The organism is Leisingera sp. M658, assembly GCF_025144145.1.
Lineage (GTDB): Bacteria > Pseudomonadota > Alphaproteobacteria > Rhodobacterales > Rhodobacteraceae > Leisingera.
The window spans coordinates 3494865-3512746 of sequence record NZ_CP083546.1; the positions used below are offsets into that span (position 1 = coordinate 3494865).

Below are 17882 nucleotides of genomic sequence, written 5' to 3' on the forward strand. Positions count from 1 at the left end.
CCGGTGAAGCGCCGGATCCGGCGACAAGTGCTTTGGCACCACCGCTGCATATGTCCCCGGTGTTTGTCACCGGTAATGCCGCAGGGTTATCAGTTCAGGACCTTGGAGGCGGTCGCTGGTGGCCGGGAGGGAGATGGCGGGCTGATGGAAAGCTCAGTCCGTCCCGACCCGGCGCAAGAGGCAGAATACCGCACCTATGCAGACGGCGGCATTTTCCGCCTGCCGGCCGGACTGGAGGACGCCGAAGACCTGATCGCCGATCGGAACCGGGGGCTCTGACCTTGTGGCACGGGCGGGTCAGCCGCTCGCGCCATCACCTTTGGTCAACGCTGCTGGCACGATGCGGATCGGAACATCCGCGATATTGGCCGCCCGGGCGATGCGCCACTCGAAACGGCCCATTCTGCCATCGGTATCGATCAATACCACCACCGGCTCCTTACCGGTGATCTCTGCCGCAAACAACGCCTGCTGGATGCTGTCCAGGCTGCTGCGCTTATCGAGGCCGAACTCGATGACCCGGTTACTGTTTTCGCAATCTGTGCGGATCGATGCCGCGCCGCCTGGATAGGTGAACTTATGCACTGTCTCCGGCTGGCCGCCGAACAGGGCGCCGCAGAGCAGCGAAATGAAATAGGCTTCGTTCACAGGGAGGTCTCGTCAGGAGTGCCCGGCGCTGCCGCAGACCGGGCAATCTTGCCGCCTGGCCATGCGGATCTTGCGGGTTTCGCCATAGAGCCCGTCATAGATCAGCATCTCACCTTGCAGAACCGCACCGGCACCGGTGATCTGCTTAACCGCCTCGACTGCCATCATTGACCCGACAACACCGGGCAGCGGGCCGATCACCCCGGCCTCCGAGCAGCTGGGGGCAAGACCGGGCGCCGGTGCCTCGGGGAAAATGCACTGGTAGCAGGGTCCGCCTTTGGCCGGGTGAAAAACGCTCAGCTGGCCTTCCCATTGCGACAGCGCACCAGAGATCAGCGGCTTGCCCAGCGCCACGGCAGTGCGGTTGGCGAGATAACGGGTTTCGAAATTGTCGGTGCCGTCAAGGATCAGATCATACTCTGCAAACAGCTCCTCCGCGGCCTCCAAGGTCAGGCGCCGGTTATAAGGGCGCACGTCGACATAAGGGTTCTGCGCCTGCATCGCGGCCTGGGCTGAAAACACCTTGGGCTTGCCGATGTCTGCGTCGCGATGGATCACCTGTCGCTGCAGGTTGGCATTATCGACCACGTCATCGTCGATCACCCCGATTGTGCCCGCGCCGGCGGCAGCCAGATACTGCAGCGCAGGCGCGCCCAGCCCGCCGGCACCGATCACCAGTACCTTGGCCTGCTTCAGCTTCTTTTGTCCCGCCCCGCCCAGTTCCCGCAGGACAATATGGCGGGCATAGCGGTCAAGCTCGCTTTCGGTAAAGGTACTGACAGGCTGACTCATGTTCGTTTCCTGAGGCTGGGCGCGGGTCTTCAGGGCGGCCACGATACGCGCATAGATACCAGCCACAATGGCAAAACCGCCCAAGAGCAGCCAAGGCGCTGCCGAGCCCCCGGTGCCCTCCCGCAAACCGTGCCCGTCCGGCAGGGTCAGCTGCACCGCCAGTACAGCCGCAAACAGCACTGCCAGCAAACCTAAACGCAGATTGCGCGGCAGGCCAAGGAACCGCCCGCCCCACCAGATCAGCGCTGCCAGGATCAGAATGCGCAGCATCAGCCGCGCCCGGTCGAACCAAAGCCGCCATCGCCGCGGGTGGTGCCGGAGAGTGCTTCCGCACGCTCAAACCGGGCTTGAAGCACCGGCGCCACAACCATCTGCGCGATGCGTTCGCCATGGCGGATTTCAAAGGCTTCCTGTCCTGCATTCAAGAGAATCACCCCTAGCGGCCCGCGGTAGTCACTGTCGATTGTGCCGGGCGTGTTGGGCAGAGTGATCCCGTGCTTCAGAGCCAGGCCCGAGCGCGGGCGGATCTGTACCTCGTAGCCTGCGGGAATTTCGATGCGCAGCCCGGTTTGCACCAGTGCCCGCGCGCCCGGTTCAAGCGTCAGCGTGCCCCCGCCCGGCAGGTTAGCGCGCAGATCCGCTCCCGCAGCGCCAGTTGTCTCATATGCCGGCAGCGGCACATCCCGGTCCGCGCCTTCGTCGTGGATCACACGGATTGTTACCATCCCCGTCCCCTGCTTCATCTTTGTTCAAATACTCAAATTCACCCGGCCAGCGCCGCAGCGATCCGCGCAGCCAGTTTGCGGGCGACGTCATCCTTACCCATGCGCGGCCACTCCTCGGCGCCGTCATCAGAGATCAGGACCACTGCGTTTTCGCTGCCGCCCATGATGCCGGTTGCGGGAGAGACATCATTTGCAACGATCCAGTCGCAGCCCTTGCGCTTGCGCTTGGCGGTGGCGTTTTCCACCACGTCGTTGGTCTCGGCGGCAAAGCCAACCACCAGTTTGGGACGGCCCTTTGCCATCCGTGCAACTGTTTTCAGAATGTCGGGGTTTTCTGCAAATTCCAGCACCGGCAGCCCGTCCTTGGACTTCTTCAACTTGCGGTCCGAGGCGCTGGCGACCCGCCAGTCCGCCACCGCCGCGGCAAAGACCCCGGCATCAACAGGCAGTGCCGCTTGCACAGCCGCCTCCATTTCGCGCGCAGTTTCCACCGGCACAATCTGCACGCCCTCAGGCGGGCGCACCGCTGCCGGGCCCGTGATAAACACCACTTCCGCGCCAGATTCGCGCAGAGCACGGGCCACCGCTGCCCCTTGCGCCCCGGAGGAGCGGTTGGCGATATAGCGCACCGGATCAATCGGCTCATGCGTCGGGCCAGAGGTCACCAGGATGCGTCTGCCCTTTAAAGGTCCATCCGCAAGCCGGGCGGTGATGGCAGTCAGAACCTCATCCGGTTCCGCCATCCGGCCCGGCCCGAATTCGCCGCAGGCCATGCTGCCCTCATTGGGGCCAACGAAGGAGACGCCGTCCGCTTTCAGGGTTTCGAGATTGCGCTGTGTCGCCGGATGCTCCCACATCCGCACATTCATCGCAGGTGCCAGCATCACCGGGGTGTCAGTGGCCAGCAGCAGGGTCGAGGCAAGATCATTGGCGTGGCCCTGCGCCATCTTGGCCATCAGATCTGCCGTGGCCGGCGCCACCACCAGAAGGTCGGCGCTGCGCGACAGCTGGATATGACCCATCTCGGCCTCGGACGTCAGATCGAACAGCTCCTGGTGCACGGGGGTTCCGGCGAGTGCCGAGACCGACAGGGGCGTTACAAATTCCGCGCCGGACCTGGTCAGAACCGGGGTCACCCGCGCGCCTTTGTCCTGCAAGCGGCGGATCAGCTCCAGCGACTTATAGGCCGCGATGCCGCCGCTGATTATCAGGAGAATATGTCTGCCAGCCAGCATTTGTCCGCCCTTGTCCCGTTTCCCGCGACCTTACTGCGCTGCGGCGAAAGTGTGAAACGGTTTTCCCAGCGGGAGGCGGCCTAAGCCAAAGCAAAGGCTCCCGCCCCCGCGCGGCACGGGCCTGCGGGCCCCGCCCCTGGCGGTGTTGGGCCGGGCGCCGTGCTGCGCACGGCGCGGTACCGTTTCCAATCAGACCGGCCCTTAACTGAAGGGCAACGCTCAGCCGCCATTTTGGAAGGCTAGGCAGGGATCCGGGCGGCTGACAGCAGCGGCGTTCAGCACCAGATCGAAGACCCCATTGATCCCGCCCCCCTCGGACTGGCCCAGGCTGCGGATCTGCACCCCCGGACGGGCCTTGGTCAAGTAGACAGCCAGCCCGCGGTCGGTGCGGGCATGGCCATTGCCGGTGATCACGGCCACGGGACCGCCAGTTTCCGCAAGCGCGGTATCCGCGGCCTCTGCCAGGGCGGCGTCCCGCAGACGCTGGAAGTCCACCAGGACAGGCAGCATCTCAACCGGCATCGCATTACAGTGATTCGCCTGCTGATCCGCCTCGCGCGCGGCCTGCTCTGCCTCCGGCAACGGCTGATCAAGACCAAAACGGGCCGCGTCTTCAGCCCCGAAATAGGCCGACACGCCGATTTCCAAAGCCTTTGCAGCCTTTGCCCGCGGCACCTGTGCGCCATACTGGCGGGCATTGGCAGCAGCTGCGAACACCGGTGCGTAAAGGCTGAAGTCCGGCCAGCCGGAATTCAGCCAATCCAGTTGCCGGGCCGTCAGTTGTGCATTCGCCAGCGTTTCAGGATCCAGTACGGCTGCCTGCTCTGGAGTGATCATCTCCCAGACCACCGCCTTGGGCTGCAGCTTAGCCAGCAGAATTGCCTGCTGCTGGTGATGCACTGGATTGTCATGCACCTCGCCGAGAACCACTACGTCGGCGCCGCTCAGCAATCGGGCTGCCGCGTACACCGCATCCGCCCGGGCGCCGGACAGGCTAAGCGCCGCCAGACAGGCGGCGCTTAGCATTACTTTCAGGAAGTTGATCTGCTTTCTCATGAAAGCAGTCTGTGCACCTCGCGCGACTGGCCTTCAAGGCATTTACGCATTTTCTGGAACGCCCCGGCCTCCAGCTGCCGGACCCGTTCCTTGGACAGCCCCAGTTCGGTGCCCAGGCTTTCCAGAGTACGCGGGCGTTCGCGCAGCTTGCGTTCCGTGATGATAAAGCGTTCACGGTCATTCAGCGCCTGCAGCGCCCCCACCAGCCATTTGCGCAGCTGGCGGCGGTCGTGCCGTTCTTGAACCAGCTCATCCGCCTGTGACGTGTCATCTTCCAGAGCGTCGATCCATTCGCGGCCCTCTTCATCGGTGGACTGCACCGCGTTGAGCGAAAAGTCGGCACCGGACAGGCGCCCCTCCATCATCTCAACATCGCGCAGCGGCACCCCGATTTCAGTCGCAATCTTCTGATGCAGCTGATGCCGGTCCAACCGCGCGCCGGACGCACGCGCCTCGCGCTCCAGTTGTGCCTGCACCCGGCGCATGTTGAAAAACAGCGATTTCTGCGACGAGGTGGAGCCAGTGCGCACCATTGACCAGTTGCGCATGACGTAGTCCTGGATCGACGCCTTGATCCACCAGACCGCATAAGTCGAGAAGCGCACCCCCCGGTCCGGATCGAATTTGTCGGCGGCCTTCATAAGGCCCAGCCCGGCCTCCTGTATCAGATCGTTCATCGGCGCCCCGTACCGCTTGAACTTGGACGCCATGGAAATCGCCAGACGCATATAGGCATTGATGAGCCGGTGCAGCGACTTCACATCGCGGTCATCGCGCCACGCGTAGGCCAGACGCCGTTCGGTTTCGGCGTCCAAAAGTTCTGCCTTCATTGCCTGCCGCGGCAATGGGTTTTCGATTGTGGAATCTAGTGCCATTTTATTTCCCCCCGGAAACTAATTAACAAACTACCGACGCCTGGGGACGCGCATGGAACAAAGTTGAGCCCGGGTCTTCTGCAGGCCGGCAGTATCAGTGCACTGGATACGACTCTTGGCACATCCACGGGCCAAAAATGGAAAAGCAAAATGGTTTTTTGGCCCCTGTGCAGACTTTCCCGGCCTTAATAAGTGGAACCCCGGGATACTGCGGTCTCTTGTCTTAACCGGGCCCTGCGTTTACCCACAGGAACGGCTTCGTTCTTACAGGTTAGCAAAAAATGCCTGCAAATGTAACTTTTATTCTGGGCGGGGCGGCCTCTGGAAAGTCGGCCTTTGCCGAACAGCTCTGCATAAACACCGAAAAAGACAGGGTTTACTGGGCAACTGCACAAATTTTTGACAGTGAAATGCGCGAAAAAGTGTCCCGCCACCTCGAACAAAGAGGGCAGGGCTGGACCACTGTTGAGGAACCAGAAACAGCCAGCCGGGTTCTGGATGCGCTGACTGCCGGGCAAATCTGCCTGATGGACTGTGCAACCATGTGGCTGACCAACCATCTGCTGGCCGGGCATGATTTGGCGTTTGCACAAGAGGACCTGCTGGCCGCAATCGGCCGCTGCCGCGCGGATCTGGTGATCGTCTCCAACGAAACCGGTCTTGGCATCGTGCCTGAGAACAAGCTGGCCCGCCGCTTCCGCGAAGCGCAGGGACGGCTTAATATCGCACTGGCAGCGCGTGCAGAGACTGTTGTGCAAGTGACCGCCGGGCTGCCGCTGGTCCTGAAGGGGGCGTTATGACAAGCCGGCTGTTCCTGGTGCGGCACGGGCCGACACACGCAAAATGCATGGTGGGCTGGTCAGATCTGCCCGCTGACCTGTCTGACACCGCCGCGCTGAAACGCCTGTCCGATTACCTGCCTGCGGACGCGCTGATCGTGTCGTCCGACCTGTTGCGCGCAGTGGAGACCGCCAGCGCGATCCAAGGCAGCCGTCAGCGCCTGCCGCATATCGAAGCGCTGCGCGAGATCCATTTCGGCGCCTGGGAGCTAAGAACCTGGGCCGAGGTGGACGCCGAGGACCCGGAGCGGATCCGGGCCTATTGGGAGACGCCGGGTGATGTAACACCGCCGGGCGGCGAGAGCTGGAATGAGGTCCGCAACCGGGTGAACGCGGCAATTGACGGGCTGATCACCGCGAATCAGGGCTGCGACTTGATCGTCGTGGGACATTTCGGCCAAATCCTGACCCAGATACAGCGGGCGGCATTACTGACATCAGAAGAGGCTTTCAGCCACCGGATCGACAACCTGTCGGTAAGTGAAATCGTTCTGGGACCTGAGGGCTGGCAGACAGGTGCAATCAATCACCGCCCGTGATGAACCCTATCATAAACATTCCATTTCTAAACTGAATGCAGCGCGCTAGCCTTTGCGCATGGCTTATGAAATCTATATCGGCGACCGCATGTTCTCCAGCTGGTCATTGCGCGGCTGGCTCATGCTCGAAAAATTTTCCCTTCCCCATACGGTGCATCTGGTGGGGCTGTACTCAGGAACCATGGCGCAAGAGATGGCGCATCTGGCCCCGGCACGGCTGGTGCCCGCGCTGCGCACGCCTGAGGGCACGGTTGTTGGCGAAAGCCTGGCGATAGCCGAGACGCTGGCCGAACAGAACCCGGACGCCGGGCTTTGGCCCGCGGACCCGGCACAGCGTGCCGCTGCGCGCTGGCTGGCGGCAGAAATGGTTGCGGGCTTTAGCGCGCTGCGCAGTGAATGCCCGATGCAGCTGGCACATATCTACGAAGGGTTTGAGACCTCTGGCGCGGTTAAGGCGGATCTGGACCGGATCGAAACGCTGTTTGCCCATGCGCGCCAGGTGTCCGGCCAGGCAGCGGGCTGTCTGTTCGCAGAGTATTCGCTGGCGGATGCGTTCTATACCCCGGTTGCCGCACGCATCATCGGTTACGGACTGCCGGTTTCTGCCGCCACGCGCGCCTATTGCAAGCTGCTGCTGTCCGACCCGGCAGTACTGCGCTGGCAAGAGCAGGCGCATGAGGTCAGCTATGACCCGGAACCCTATGCGCGGGATCTGCCGCGGCGGCCATGGTCATTGGACTGAACCGGCGGCCAGCGCGAATTCTGCGTGAATTCGCCGGGCGGCACCGCTGGCGTTAACACTTCGGAAACCACGATCACCAAGCATTTCTCCCTGAACCAGAAGGGGCGGGGAGAAATGACGGCACGGTCGTACACAGTTGCCTTTCAAGGGGTTGAGGCCCGGCTGGTCGAGGTGCAATGCGCAGTTGCCCCCGGCCTGCCAGCGTTCTCGGTGGTCGGATTGCCGGACAAAGCCGTCTCCGAGGCCCGCGAGCGGGTGCGGGCGGCCTTTGCTTCGATGTCGATCGCCCTGCCCTCCCGCCGGATCACCATAAACCTGTCACCCGCAGATCTGCCTAAGGAAGGCAGTCATTTCGACCTGCCGATTGCGCTGGCCCTGCTGGCGGCAATCGGCATCATCCCAGCGGAAAAGGCCGAGGAAACCATAGCCCTGGGCGAGTTGTCGCTGGACGGCCAGCTGATGCCTGTCGCGGGCGCCCTGCCCGCAGCCGTCACCGCAGCAGAAGAAGGGCGCATGCTGCTCTGCCCGGAACTGTCCGGACCCGAGGCCGCCTGGGTCGATGCGGCACAGGTCATCGGTGCGGCCACACTGACCGAGGTGGTCCAGCATTTCACCGGCCAACGGCGAATTGAGCCATCCATGCCCGGTGAAGCCCTCAGCGGGCTTGGCGGCAAGGACCTGCGCGACGTCAAAGGCCAGGAACAGGCCAAACGCGCGCTGGAGATTGCTGCCGCCGGACGCCACCACATGCTGCTGATCGGCCCGCCCGGATCCGGCAAATCGATGCTGGCGGCACGGCTGCCCTCGATCCTGCCGCCGCTGTCACCGGCTGAGGCGTTGGAAACCTCGATGATCCATTCCTTATGCGGGCTGATTGATGCGGGCGGCATCAGCCGCGCCCGCCCTTTCCGCGAACCGCATCACACTGCCTCCATGGCGGCAATTGCCGGTGGCGGGCGGCGGGCGCAGCCGGGGGAAATCAGCCTGGCGCACAATGGCGTGCTGTTTCTGGATGAACTGCCGGAGTTCGGCCGCCCGGTGCTGGAAACCCTGCGCCAGCCGCTTGAATCCGGAGAGGTGATGGTGGCGCGCGCCAATGCCCATGTGAAGTACCCCAGCCGTTTTATGCTGATCGCTGCGGCCAACCCCTGCAAATGCGGATATCTGGCTGATGCCAACCGCGCCTGTTCGCGGGCACCATTGTGCGGTGCGGATTATCTGGGGCGCATTTCAGGGCCGCTGCTGGACCGGTTCGACCTGCATCTGGACGTGCCGCCGGTGGATGTGTCCGACCTGGAGCTGCCGCCCTGCGCCGAAGGCTCGGCACAGGTGGCGCAAAGGGTCGCGGTCGCCCGGGAAACGCAGACAGAACGGTTCCGCGGCCATCCCGGCCTGCGCCAGAACGCGGATGCCGAAGGCACTGTGCTGGAAGATATTGCCGCGCCGGATGCCGAAAGCCGTGATCTTTTGCTGCGGGCCGCCGAACGGTTTGGCCTCAGCGCCCGCGGCTACCACCGGATTCTGCGCGTTGCCCGCACCATTGCCGATCTGGCCTGCGAAGACCGGGTGCAACGCCGGCATTTCGCCGAAGCGCTGAGCTTCAGGCTGCCCTCAGCCCGCTGAGCCGCCGTCGAAGGCGGATATGGCGAAGGCCGCAGCTTCGTCCAGTGCTGCCTGACCCTCGGGCAGCTGACCCGCCATAAATTGCCAGACATGCGGCACATCGCGCCACAGGCTGAGCCGCACAGCGCCGCCTGCCTGCTCCAGACGCTGCACCATACGCTGCGCATCTGACAGCAACACCTCGGTATCCCCGGCCTGTATCAGCACCGGCGGCGGGTTTGGGAAGTCAGCGAACAACGGAGAGGCGCGGGCATCCGCAGGGTCTGCACCCGCGAGATACTGATCAACGGCTTCCTTCATCCGCCCTGCCGGGATGATCACATCCCTGAATCGATTGACCTCAATACTTGCCCCGCTCAGCGTCAGATCGCACCAGGGGGAAAAGGCCACAAGGCCGGCGGGGCGTTCCCCCTCCCCCAGCAGCGCGGCGAGCAAGGCCAACGCCAGCCCGCCGCCGGCACTGTCGCCTGCCAGCAGGATATCGCCAGCCTCATAGCCCGTGCTTCGCAGGTATTGCCAGGCTGCCAGCGCATCTTCAAACGCCGCCGGGAAAGGCGCATCCTGCAGCAGCCGGTAACCGGGCACCGCAATTTCCATCCCGGCAGCCAGGGACAGACGCGACAGCATCCCCTGATAGGCACGGGCACTGCCTGCCAGATAGGCGCCGCCATGCAGGAACAGAATGATCTGCTTGCGGCGCGTCCGGCCCACTGAAATCAGGTTCAGCGGCACCGGCGCGGGCCGCGGCAGCAGCCGGGTAAAGGGCAGCGCCGGATACAGACGCGGCGCCATGATCTCAAACACCTGCCGCGCCAGCTCCGGGCTGCTGGTATGCTGCAGCACCGGCTTCATGCCATAGCGCATCCACGCGTTCAGGGCCCGGCGCTGCCAGCTCATCAGCTGATCTTGGCTTCGATCGCCTGCCAGACCTTTTCCGCGATGTTCACGCCGTCAAAGCGCTCCAGCTCCTGAATACCGGTCGGTGAGGTCACGTTGATTTCGGTCAGGTAGTCGCCGATCACGTCGATGCCGACAAAGACCTGCCCCTTTTCGCGCAGCAGCGGGCCGATGGCGGCGCAGATCTCCAGATCACGCTCGCTCAGCCCGATTTTCTCGGGGCGGCCGCCCACATGCATGTTCGAGCGGGTCTCGCCCGCTGCAGGAACACGGTTGATGGCCCCCACCGGTTCGCCGTCGACCAGAATCACCCGCTTGTCACCATTGCTGACGTCGGGCAGGAACTTCTGAACGATCAGCGGCTCGCGGCTGAAGCCGGTGAACAGCTCATGCAGCGAAGTCAAGTTGCGGTCATTGGCATCCAGCCGGAACACGCCGGCACCGCCGTTGCCATAGAGCGGTTTCAGGATCACATCGCCATGCTTTTCCTTGAACGCCTTGATGGTCTGCAGATCGCGGGCGATCGTGGTCGGCGGCGTCAGCTCCGGGAAATTCAGCACCAGCAGCTTTTCCGGATAGTTGCGCACCCAGAACGGATCATTCACCACCAGCGCCTGGCCCTTCAGCATGTCCAGCAAGTGGGTCGAGGTGATGTAATGCATGTCAAACGGCGGGTCCTGGCGCAGCCAGATCACATCAAACTCCGCCAGATCCGCCTCGCGCTCCGGGCCAAGCACCGCCGGAGCATCTGCCACCCGCTGCACGGTCATGTCATGGCCACGAGCGGTGATGCGGCCCTCCTGATAGGCCAGCTGGTCGGGGGCGTAGTAGAACAGATCGTGCCCGCGCGCCTGTGCCTCTTCGGCCAGGCGGAAGCTGCTGTCCGCGTTGATGTCCACGCCCATGACCGGGTCCATCTGAAAGGCGATTTTCATGGCAGTATCCCTTGTAAACTGGCCAGATACATGGCCCACCGCGCCCCGGGGTTCAATGGGGCGGCAGCGGATCAGCCCAGGCCGATGGCGTTTTCGATGATCTCAACCGCGCCGGTGCCGTCCACCAGTGCGGCGTCGAACCGGGCAGGTGTCAGCTGTCCTTGCGGCTCGTTTTCCAGATATTGCCCGGCGCTGGCATAGATGCGCTCCACTTGCCGCGGCGTAATCCGAAGGGCCGCAGCGGCACTGGTAGAGCTGTGCTTCACTTCCACAAACACCAGTTCCTCGGGGCCGCGCAGGATCAGGTCGATCTCACCGCCCGGCCCGCGCCAGCGGCGTTCCGCAACGGTGTAGCCGCGGTTTTCATAATGGCGCGCAACAATCTCTTCCGCCGCCTCTCCCGCCAGATGGGCGCGGGCACCACGATACTGTCGGATGCGGGACACGGCCTAATTTTCCTTCGCCAGTTGCAACGCCAGCTGATAGATCTTGCGGCGCGGCAGCCCGTGCATTTCGGCAACAATGCCGGCGGCGTCCTTGACCGAATTATCCTTTAAAGCTGCCTGCAGGTCGCTTTCCAGATCGCCCTCGCTCACGTCGGCTTCCTGCGCGCGGTCCACCAGCAGCACGATCTCGCCCTTGACCGGGCGTTCCTCCAGCCCTGCAGCCAGATCAGCCAGCGGCGCACGGCGCACTTCTTCGAATTTCTTGGTCAGCTCCCGGCACATTGCAGCAGGACGGTTGCCCAGCACCGCCGCCATATCCGTAGCCGAGGCCGCAACACGTTTCGGGGATTCATAAAAGATCAGCGTGCCGGGGATCTCCCGCAGCTCTTCCAGCCGCTTACGCCGGGCACCCGACGCATTGGGCAGAAAGCCTGCGAAAAAAAACGCATCCGTGGGCAGCCCGGCCAGCGTCAGCGCCGTGGCCGCCGCCGAGGCGCCTGGCGCGCAGGTGACGGTATGGCCTGCCTCTGCCGCCGCCCGGCTGAGGTCAAAGCCAGGATCGGCAATCAGCGGCATTCCGGCCTCGGAGGCATAGGCAACCGATTTGCCCTCCGCCACCGCCTCCAGCAGTTTGGCACGCGCAGCGGCACCGCTGTGGTCGTGGTAAGCAATGATCCGCCGTCCGCCCAGGGGCACACCGTGAATCTCCATCAGCTTACGCAGTGAGCGTGTATCCTCAGCCGCAAGCACATCCGCCGAGGCCAGCACATCCAGCGCACGCAGGGTAATGTCGCGGGCCGTGCCAATGGGCGTGGCAACAAAGTAAAGCCCTGGGGCCAATATGACATTCTGGTGATTCAACGCTGGACCCGCCTTTTTGGTCGTTTATGATCCGCCCTTAAACCCACACGGCGCAGCGCGCCGGGAGAACGGAGTTTCAAGTCCATTATGTTTGCTGTTTTCAAACGCGCCCGCAAGGCGGCACTGACAGCTGCCGCGGCAGTTTCCGCCATTGCCCTGACTGCCTGTGACCCGGTTTCTCTTGGCAGCGGCCCGACAATCAACACCTCCAAGCCGGTGCCGGTGGCGCTGCTGGTGCCGCGCGGCTCAGCGCAGCAGGGCGACAGCGTGCTGGCGCAAAGCCTGGAAAACGCGGCCCGCATGGCGATTGCCGACCTGCAAGGCGTGCAGATTGATCTGCGGGTTTATGACACGGCGGGCAGCCCCGAAGTGGCCTCGGGTGCGGCGCAGCAGGCGCTGAAGGACGGCGCCCGTATCATTCTAGGCCCGGTATACGCCGAAGCCGCCAATGCGGCAGGCATTGCAGCACGGCAGCGCGGCGTCAACGTGCTGGCCTTCTCGAACAACCCTGCGATTGCCGGCGGCAATGTCTTTATCCTGGGGCCGACGTTTGACAATACTGCCCGCAGGCTGACCGGTTTTGCATCCCGCAACGGCAAACGGAACATTCTGATTGTCGGCGGCAACGATGCTGCCGGGATTGCCGGGCGCACCGCCATTCAGCGCGCCGCAAGCCAGACCGGTGCCAATATCGCTGGCAGTGTCGGTTATGAGCTGTCCCAGCAGGGCGTAATCAACGCCATTCCTGCCATCCGCAATGAATCGCACCAAGCGGATGCAGTATTCCTGACTTCGACCACAGCCGGCGCGCTGCCGCTGCTGGCGCAACTGCTGCCCGAAGCCGGTGTGGACCCGGCAGAAAAGCAGTATATCGGCCTGACCCGCTGGGATATTCCGGCCCAGACCCTGGCCCTGCCCGGCGTGCAGGGCGGCTGGTTTGCGATGCCCGACCAGGGCAAGGTGCAGCAATTCAGCGCCCGCTACCAGGCAAGCTATGGCGGATCGCCGCATTCGATCGGCAGCCTGGCCTATGACGGGATTGCCGCAATCGGCGCGCTGGTGGCTGCTGGAAAATCCGACGCTCTGACCGGCACGGCGCTGACCCAAGGGGCCGGTTTCCAGGGGGCCGGCGGCATCTTCCGGCTGTTGCCTGACGGCACCAACGACCGCGGCCTGGCGGTTGCCACCATCCAAGAACAGAAGGTCGTGATCATTGACCCTGCCCCAAGCAGCTTCACCGGCGCCGGGTTCTGAACCCGCTGCCGGCCCCGCGCAGCCCGCCGCCAACGGCTTTCCCGAACCGCAAGGTCCGCTGATCTGCGATCCTGCGGACATCTTTGATGCCGCAGCGGTCCGGGCCCGGATCATCGCCTTGGCAGAAGACGACACTCCTGCGGCCCTGCGCGCGGAATCGGTGAAGATTCTGAAAGAAGCAAACAAGGCCGGACGCGCAGCGATCGCCGAAGCCTTCGCCGCAGCCCCCTTTGCGGCGCGGGACTTGACCCGCTCTTACACCTTCCTGACCGACGGTCTGGTGACCACGGCGCTGTATGTCGCGGGCGAATTGCTTCATCCGCTGGCCAACCCGACCCGCGGCGAACGCATCGCGGTTATCGCGGTTGGCGGCTATGGCCGGGGCGAAATGGCCCCTGCCTCGGATGTCGATCTGCTGTTTTTGACACCCTACAAGATCACCGCCTGGGCCGAGAGCGTGATCGAATCCATGCTCTATATCCTGTGGGATCTGCGGTTGAAGGTCGGTCATTCCAGCCGCACCATCAAGGACTGCATCCGGCTGGGCGGCGAGGATTACACCATCCGCACCGCAATGCTGGAGCAGCGTTTCCTGGCCGGCCACGCGCCGCTGGCCAAGGAGCTGGAAAAGCGGCTGAAGGCGGAGCTGTTTTCCCAGGACGCGCCGGACTTCATCGAAGCGAAACTGGCCGAGCGAGACGCCCGCCACCTGAAGCAGGGCCAGCGGTACATGGTTGAGCCTAACGTGAAAGAGGGCAAAGGGGGCTTGCGCGACCTGCAATCGCTGTTCTGGATCGCCAAATACCTTTACCAGGTGCAGGACGCCGAAGACCTGGTGCCGCTGGGCCTGTTCCGCCCGGCAGAGCTGGAGCGGTTTGCCAAGGCCGCGACGTTCCTCTGGGCGGTGCGCGCGCATCTGCACCTTGCCACCGGCCGCGCCACTGAGCAGCTGACATTTGACCTGCAGGTCGAGGTTGCCACCCGCATGGGGTACCAGGACAAGGCCGGACGCCGCGGCGTGGAAATCTTCATGCAGGAGTATTTCCGCCATGCCACACGGGTCGGCGACCTGACCCGGATTTTCCTGACCAAACTGGAAGCCAGTCAGCAAAAAGGCGCGCCGCTGCTGGAACGCATCTTCCGCCGCCGCCCGCGAATCAAGCCCGGCTATAAGGTGGTGCACAACCGGCTGGATGTGCTGGACCCGGACGCTTTTCTGGCCGACCGGGTGAACCTGCTGCGGATTTTCGAAGAAGCCCTGCGCACCGGCATGCTGATCCATCCGGACGCCATGCGGCTGGTCACCGCCAATCTGCGGCTAATTGATGACGGCATGCGCAACGACAAAGAAGCCCGGCGCATCTTTCTGGACCTTTTGCTGAAACACGGCAATTCCGAACGCGCGCTGCGGCGGATGAACGAACTTGGCGTGCTGTCGGCCTTCCTGCCCGAGTTTGAGCCGATCGTGGCGATGATGCAGTTCAACATGTATCACTCCTATACGGTGGACGAGCATACCATTCAGGTGATCTCCAACTTTGCCGCCATCGAACGCGGCGAGCTGGAGGATGAGCTGCCGCTTTCTTCCTCGATCCTGCGCAAGGGGCTGAACCGCAAGGTGCTGATGGTCGCCATGCTGCTGCATGACATCGGCAAGGGGCGCGAGCAGGACCATTCGATCCTTGGTGCGCAGATCGCCCGCAAGGTGGCGCCGCGGCTGGGGCTGAAGCCATCCGAATGCGAGACCGTGGAATGGCTGGTGCGCTATCACCTGCTAATGTCCGACATGGCGCAGAAACGCGACATTGCCGACCCCCGCACAGTGCGTGACTTCGCCAAGGCGGTGCAAACGGTCAAGCGGCTGGACCTGCTGCTGCTGCTGACCGTCTGCGACATTCGCGGCGTTGGTCCGAACACCTGGAACAACTGGAAAGCGGCCCTGCTGCGGGCGCTTTACGGCCAGACCCGTGCAGCGCTTGAGGGCGGCATGGAGGCGCTGAACCGCGAACACCGCGGTGCGTCGGCCAAGAAGGCCCTGCGCGAGGCGTTGCAGGACTGGTCCAAAGCCGACCTCAAAACCGAAACCGCCCGGCACTATCCGCCGTACTGGCACGGGCTGCACATCACCGCGCATGTGGATTTCGCCGAGATGCTGCGCGACTATATCGCCAAGGGCGACGCGGGCGAGGTGATGATCCGGCTCTATCCGGACGTGGACCGTGACGCGACCCGCGCTTGTTTCGTAATGGAAGATCACCCCGGCATCTTTGCCCGCATCGCCGGCGCACTGGCGCTGGTCGGGGCCAATGTGGTGGATGCGCGCTCCTATACGACCAAGGACGGATATGTAACCGACGCCTTCTGGATCCAGGACAGCGAAGGCCACCCGTTCGACCCGATCCGCCTGCACCGGCTTAAGCAGATGATTGAAAAGACCCTGAAGGGCGAGGTGATCACCCGCGACGCGCTGAAATCCCGTGACAAGATCAAGAAACGGGAGCGCGCCTTCAAGGTCCCGACCCATATCACCTTTGATAACGACGGCTCGGAAATCTACACCATCATCGAGGTCGACACCCGCGACCGGCCCGGTCTGCTTTATGATCTGGCCCGGGCGCTGGCGGCCGCCAATGTCTATATTGCTAACGCTGTCATCGCGACCTATGGCGAGCAGGTGGTGGACGCCTTTTATGTCAAAGACATGTTCGGCCTGAAATACTATGCAGAATCCAAACAGCGGACTCTGGAGAAGAAACTGCGCGAGGCCATCACTGCAGGCGCAAAACGGGCGGATGTATGAAACCGATCAAACTGCTTTCGGGCTTCCTGACCGTTGGGTTCTGGACGCTGGCCAGCCGCGTGCTAGGGTTCGCCCGCGAGATCCTGATTGCCGCCTTCATCGGCCCCGGTCCGGTACTGGATGCCTTTATCGTGGCCTTCCGCCTGCCCAATATGTTCCGCCGCTTCTTTGCCGAAGGCGCTTTCAACGCCGCCTTTGTGCCTGCCTTTTCCAAGCGGTATGAGGCCGGAGAGGACGCCAGAACTTATGCCCAGCAGGCCTTCAACCTGCTTGCCGCTGCGGTGCTGGCGCTGGTAGGTCTCGGCATGGTGTTCATGCCGGGGCTGGTCTGGCTGACGGCCGGCGGTTTTGTCGGCGATGCGCGGTTCGATATGGCAGTGGGGTACGGTTATGTCGTCTTTCCCTACATCCTGTTCATGTCGCTGGCCGCATTGTTTTCCGGGGTTCTGAACGCCACCGGCCGCTTTGCCGCCGCCGCCGCGGCACCGGTGCTCCTCAACATATTTGCCTGTGCAGCGATGACAGCCGGCGCTCTCATGGGCGGCGATGTTGTCCTGTGGCTGGTCTGGACCATCCCGGTGGCAGGCGTCGCGCAGCTGGCGCTTGTCTGGGTCGCCGCCGCCCGTGCTGGTATAACCTTGCGGCCCGGTCTGCCCCGTTGGAACACCGAAATGCGCAGCCTGATGCGTGTTGCCGTGCCCGCTGCTCTGGCCATGGGAGTCACCCAGATCAATCTGGTGGTCGGGCAATACGTTGCCTCTGACATCGAAAAGGCGGCCAGCTGGCTGTTCATCGCCGACCGGCTGTATCAACTGCCCCTGGGCGTTGTCGGCATCGCCGTCGGCATCGTGCTGCTGCCTGCCCTGTCGCGCCGCCTGCGGGCCGGGGACAGCGCCGGGTCTCAGGACGCCCTGTCCCGCGCCGGGGAATTCTCGCTGCTGCTGGCCGTGCCTTCCGCCGTTGCCTTCATCACCGTGCCGCTGCCGCTGGTCTCGGTGCTTTATGAGCGCGGCGCCACCGGACCTGAGGATGTGGCCGCCATCGCCATCGCCGTCGCAATCTATGGCGCAGGCCTGCCGGCCTTCATGCTCCAAAAGGTCCTGCAGCCGCTCTACTTCGCGCGTGAGAACACCAAAACCCCCTTTCGCTACGCGCTGGTTGCGATGGCTGTCAACGCGGCGCTGGCCTTTGGCCTGAAGCCGGTACTGGGCTGGATCGCCCCCGCCATTGCCGCCTCCGCTGCCGGCTGGGTGATGGTGGCACTGCTGGCACTCGGCGCCCGCAGCATGGGGGAAGAGGCCCGGTTCGACGCCCGCTTCCGCACCCGCGCCTGGCGCATTCTGGCAGCCTCTGCTGTGATGGGGGCAGTGCTCTATGCTGTTGCTTCGGCGGCGGGCTGGCTGTTCACGCTGGATTACTGGCGCTACCTGTCCCTGCTAGGCCTGGTGGTGCTGGGCGGCGTGGTCTACTTCGCCGCAGGCCAAGCGATTGGCGCCTTCCGTCTGTCGGAGTTCCGCACCGCCCTCAGCCGCCGGAAACAAGCCTGACCCCCGCGCCCCTTCAGGCCGGCCCCGGATCAAGGGCGGCATAGCCGCCGCGCCGCAGGCGCGGTTCA

18 protein-coding genes are annotated in these 17882 nt (G+C 63.6%); 8 read left to right on the top strand and 10 right to left on the bottom strand.

The annotated features are described in order from the left end of the window. The first annotated feature begins 144 nt into the window (after positions 1–144). Positions 145–279, top strand: a complete 135-nt coding sequence (locus K3724_RS17190; RefSeq protein ID WP_259987576.1) for a hypothetical protein — start codon at positions 145–147, stop codon at positions 277–279. 18 nt (positions 280–297) lie between these two features. On the opposite strand, the gene K3724_RS17195 is transcribed toward K3724_RS17190, so the two are convergent. From K3724_RS17195 to K3724_RS17220, 6 genes are all read right to left on the bottom strand, one after another. Continuing rightward, positions 298–648, bottom strand: coding sequence for a hypothetical protein (locus tag K3724_RS17195; RefSeq protein ID WP_259987578.1), 351 nt, complete (start codon positions 646–648; stop codon positions 298–300). A 12-nt stretch (positions 649–660) separates the two neighbouring features. After that, positions 661–1710: a HesA/MoeB/ThiF family protein gene (locus K3724_RS17200; protein WP_259987580.1), complete on the bottom strand. Its 1050-nt coding sequence runs from the start codon at positions 1708–1710 to the stop codon at positions 661–663. Next, positions 1710–2165 (bottom strand): dUTP diphosphatase, encoded by a 456-nt coding sequence (gene dut, locus K3724_RS17205; RefSeq protein WP_259987582.1) that lies wholly within the window; start codon positions 2163–2165, stop codon positions 1710–1712. The genes K3724_RS17200 and dut overlap by 1 nt, the downstream gene beginning before the upstream one ends. A gap of 38 nt (positions 2166–2203) precedes the next feature. Next, positions 2204–3400: a bifunctional phosphopantothenoylcysteine decarboxylase/phosphopantothenate--cysteine ligase CoaBC gene (gene coaBC / locus K3724_RS17210; protein WP_259987599.1), complete on the bottom strand. Its 1197-nt coding sequence runs from the start codon at positions 3398–3400 to the stop codon at positions 2204–2206. Between the two features lie 219 nt (positions 3401–3619). After that, a complete protein-coding gene (locus K3724_RS17215; protein WP_259987617.1) occupies positions 3620–4456 on the bottom strand; it encodes a ChaN family lipoprotein in 837 nt (278 codons plus the stop codon). Beyond that, a complete protein-coding gene (locus K3724_RS17220) occupies positions 4453–5331 on the bottom strand; it encodes an RNA polymerase factor sigma-32 (RefSeq protein ID WP_129369519.1) in 879 nt (292 codons plus the stop codon). Before K3724_RS17220 ends, K3724_RS17215 begins: the two co-directional genes overlap by 4 nt. A 281-nt stretch (positions 5332–5612) precedes the next feature. Between K3724_RS17220 and cobU the strand changes: the two genes are divergently transcribed. The 4 genes from cobU (at position 5613) to K3724_RS17240 (ending at position 9074) form a co-directional block, all read left to right on the top strand. After that, positions 5613–6131: a bifunctional adenosylcobinamide kinase/adenosylcobinamide-phosphate guanylyltransferase gene (gene cobU / locus K3724_RS17225; RefSeq protein WP_259987620.1), complete on the top strand. Its 519-nt coding sequence runs from the start codon at positions 5613–5615 to the stop codon at positions 6129–6131. Further along, the gene (locus K3724_RS17230; protein WP_259987622.1) at positions 6128–6709 is read left to right on the top strand and encodes a histidine phosphatase family protein; all 582 of its coding nucleotides are present in this window, start codon (positions 6128–6130) and stop codon (positions 6707–6709) included. The genes cobU and K3724_RS17230 overlap by 4 nt, the downstream gene beginning before the upstream one ends. 58 nt (positions 6710–6767) lie before the next feature. Further along, positions 6768–7451 carry a glutathione S-transferase gene (locus K3724_RS17235; protein ID WP_259987624.1) on the top strand — a complete coding sequence of 228 codons (684 nt, stop codon included), beginning with the start codon at positions 6768–6770 and terminating at the stop codon, positions 7449–7451. Between the two features lie 114 nt (positions 7452–7565). Further along, the gene (locus K3724_RS17240; protein WP_259987626.1) at positions 7566–9074 is read left to right on the top strand and encodes a YifB family Mg chelatase-like AAA ATPase; all 1509 of its coding nucleotides are present in this window, start codon (positions 7566–7568) and stop codon (positions 9072–9074) included. Here K3724_RS17240 and K3724_RS17245 read toward each other — a convergent pair. The 4 genes from K3724_RS17245 to rsmI all read right to left on the bottom strand — a co-directional run bounded on the left by K3724_RS17245 (position 9063) and on the right by rsmI (position 12213). Further along, the gene (locus tag K3724_RS17245) at positions 9063–9971 is read right to left on the bottom strand and encodes an alpha/beta hydrolase (protein ID WP_259987629.1); all 909 of its coding nucleotides are present in this window, start codon (positions 9969–9971) and stop codon (positions 9063–9065) included. The two genes, K3724_RS17240 and K3724_RS17245, sit on opposite strands and share 12 nt — an antisense overlap. Next, positions 9971–10906, bottom strand: a complete 936-nt coding sequence (gene gshB / locus K3724_RS17250; protein ID WP_259987631.1) for a glutathione synthase — start codon at positions 10904–10906, stop codon at positions 9971–9973. The genes K3724_RS17245 and gshB overlap by 1 nt, the downstream gene beginning before the upstream one ends. 71 nt (positions 10907–10977) lie before the next feature. Further along, positions 10978–11352, bottom strand: coding sequence for a YraN family protein (locus tag K3724_RS17255; RefSeq protein ID WP_259987633.1), 375 nt, complete (start codon positions 11350–11352; stop codon positions 10978–10980). 3 nt (positions 11353–11355) lie between these two features. Further along, positions 11356–12213 (bottom strand): 16S rRNA (cytidine(1402)-2'-O)-methyltransferase, encoded by an 858-nt coding sequence (gene rsmI / locus K3724_RS17260; RefSeq protein ID WP_259987635.1) that lies wholly within the window; start codon positions 12211–12213, stop codon positions 11356–11358. Positions 12214–12300: 87 nt separating this feature from the next. Here rsmI and K3724_RS17265 point away from each other — a divergent pair, with 87 nt between their 5' ends. From K3724_RS17265 to murJ, 3 genes are read left to right on the top strand one after another with little or no spacing between them, the layout of a single operon-like run. Continuing rightward, entirely contained in the window at positions 12301–13467 is a 1167-nt protein-coding gene (locus K3724_RS17265) for a penicillin-binding protein activator (RefSeq protein ID WP_259987638.1), read from the top strand. Continuing rightward, a complete protein-coding gene (locus K3724_RS17270; protein ID WP_259987641.1) occupies positions 13427–16267 on the top strand; it encodes a [protein-PII] uridylyltransferase in 2841 nt (946 codons plus the stop codon). Before K3724_RS17265 ends, K3724_RS17270 begins: the two co-directional genes overlap by 41 nt. Further along, positions 16264–17814: a murein biosynthesis integral membrane protein MurJ gene (murJ, locus tag K3724_RS17275; protein WP_259987643.1), complete on the top strand. Its 1551-nt coding sequence runs from the start codon at positions 16264–16266 to the stop codon at positions 17812–17814. Before K3724_RS17270 ends, murJ begins: the two co-directional genes overlap by 4 nt. Positions 17815–17882 lie beyond the last annotated feature (68 nt).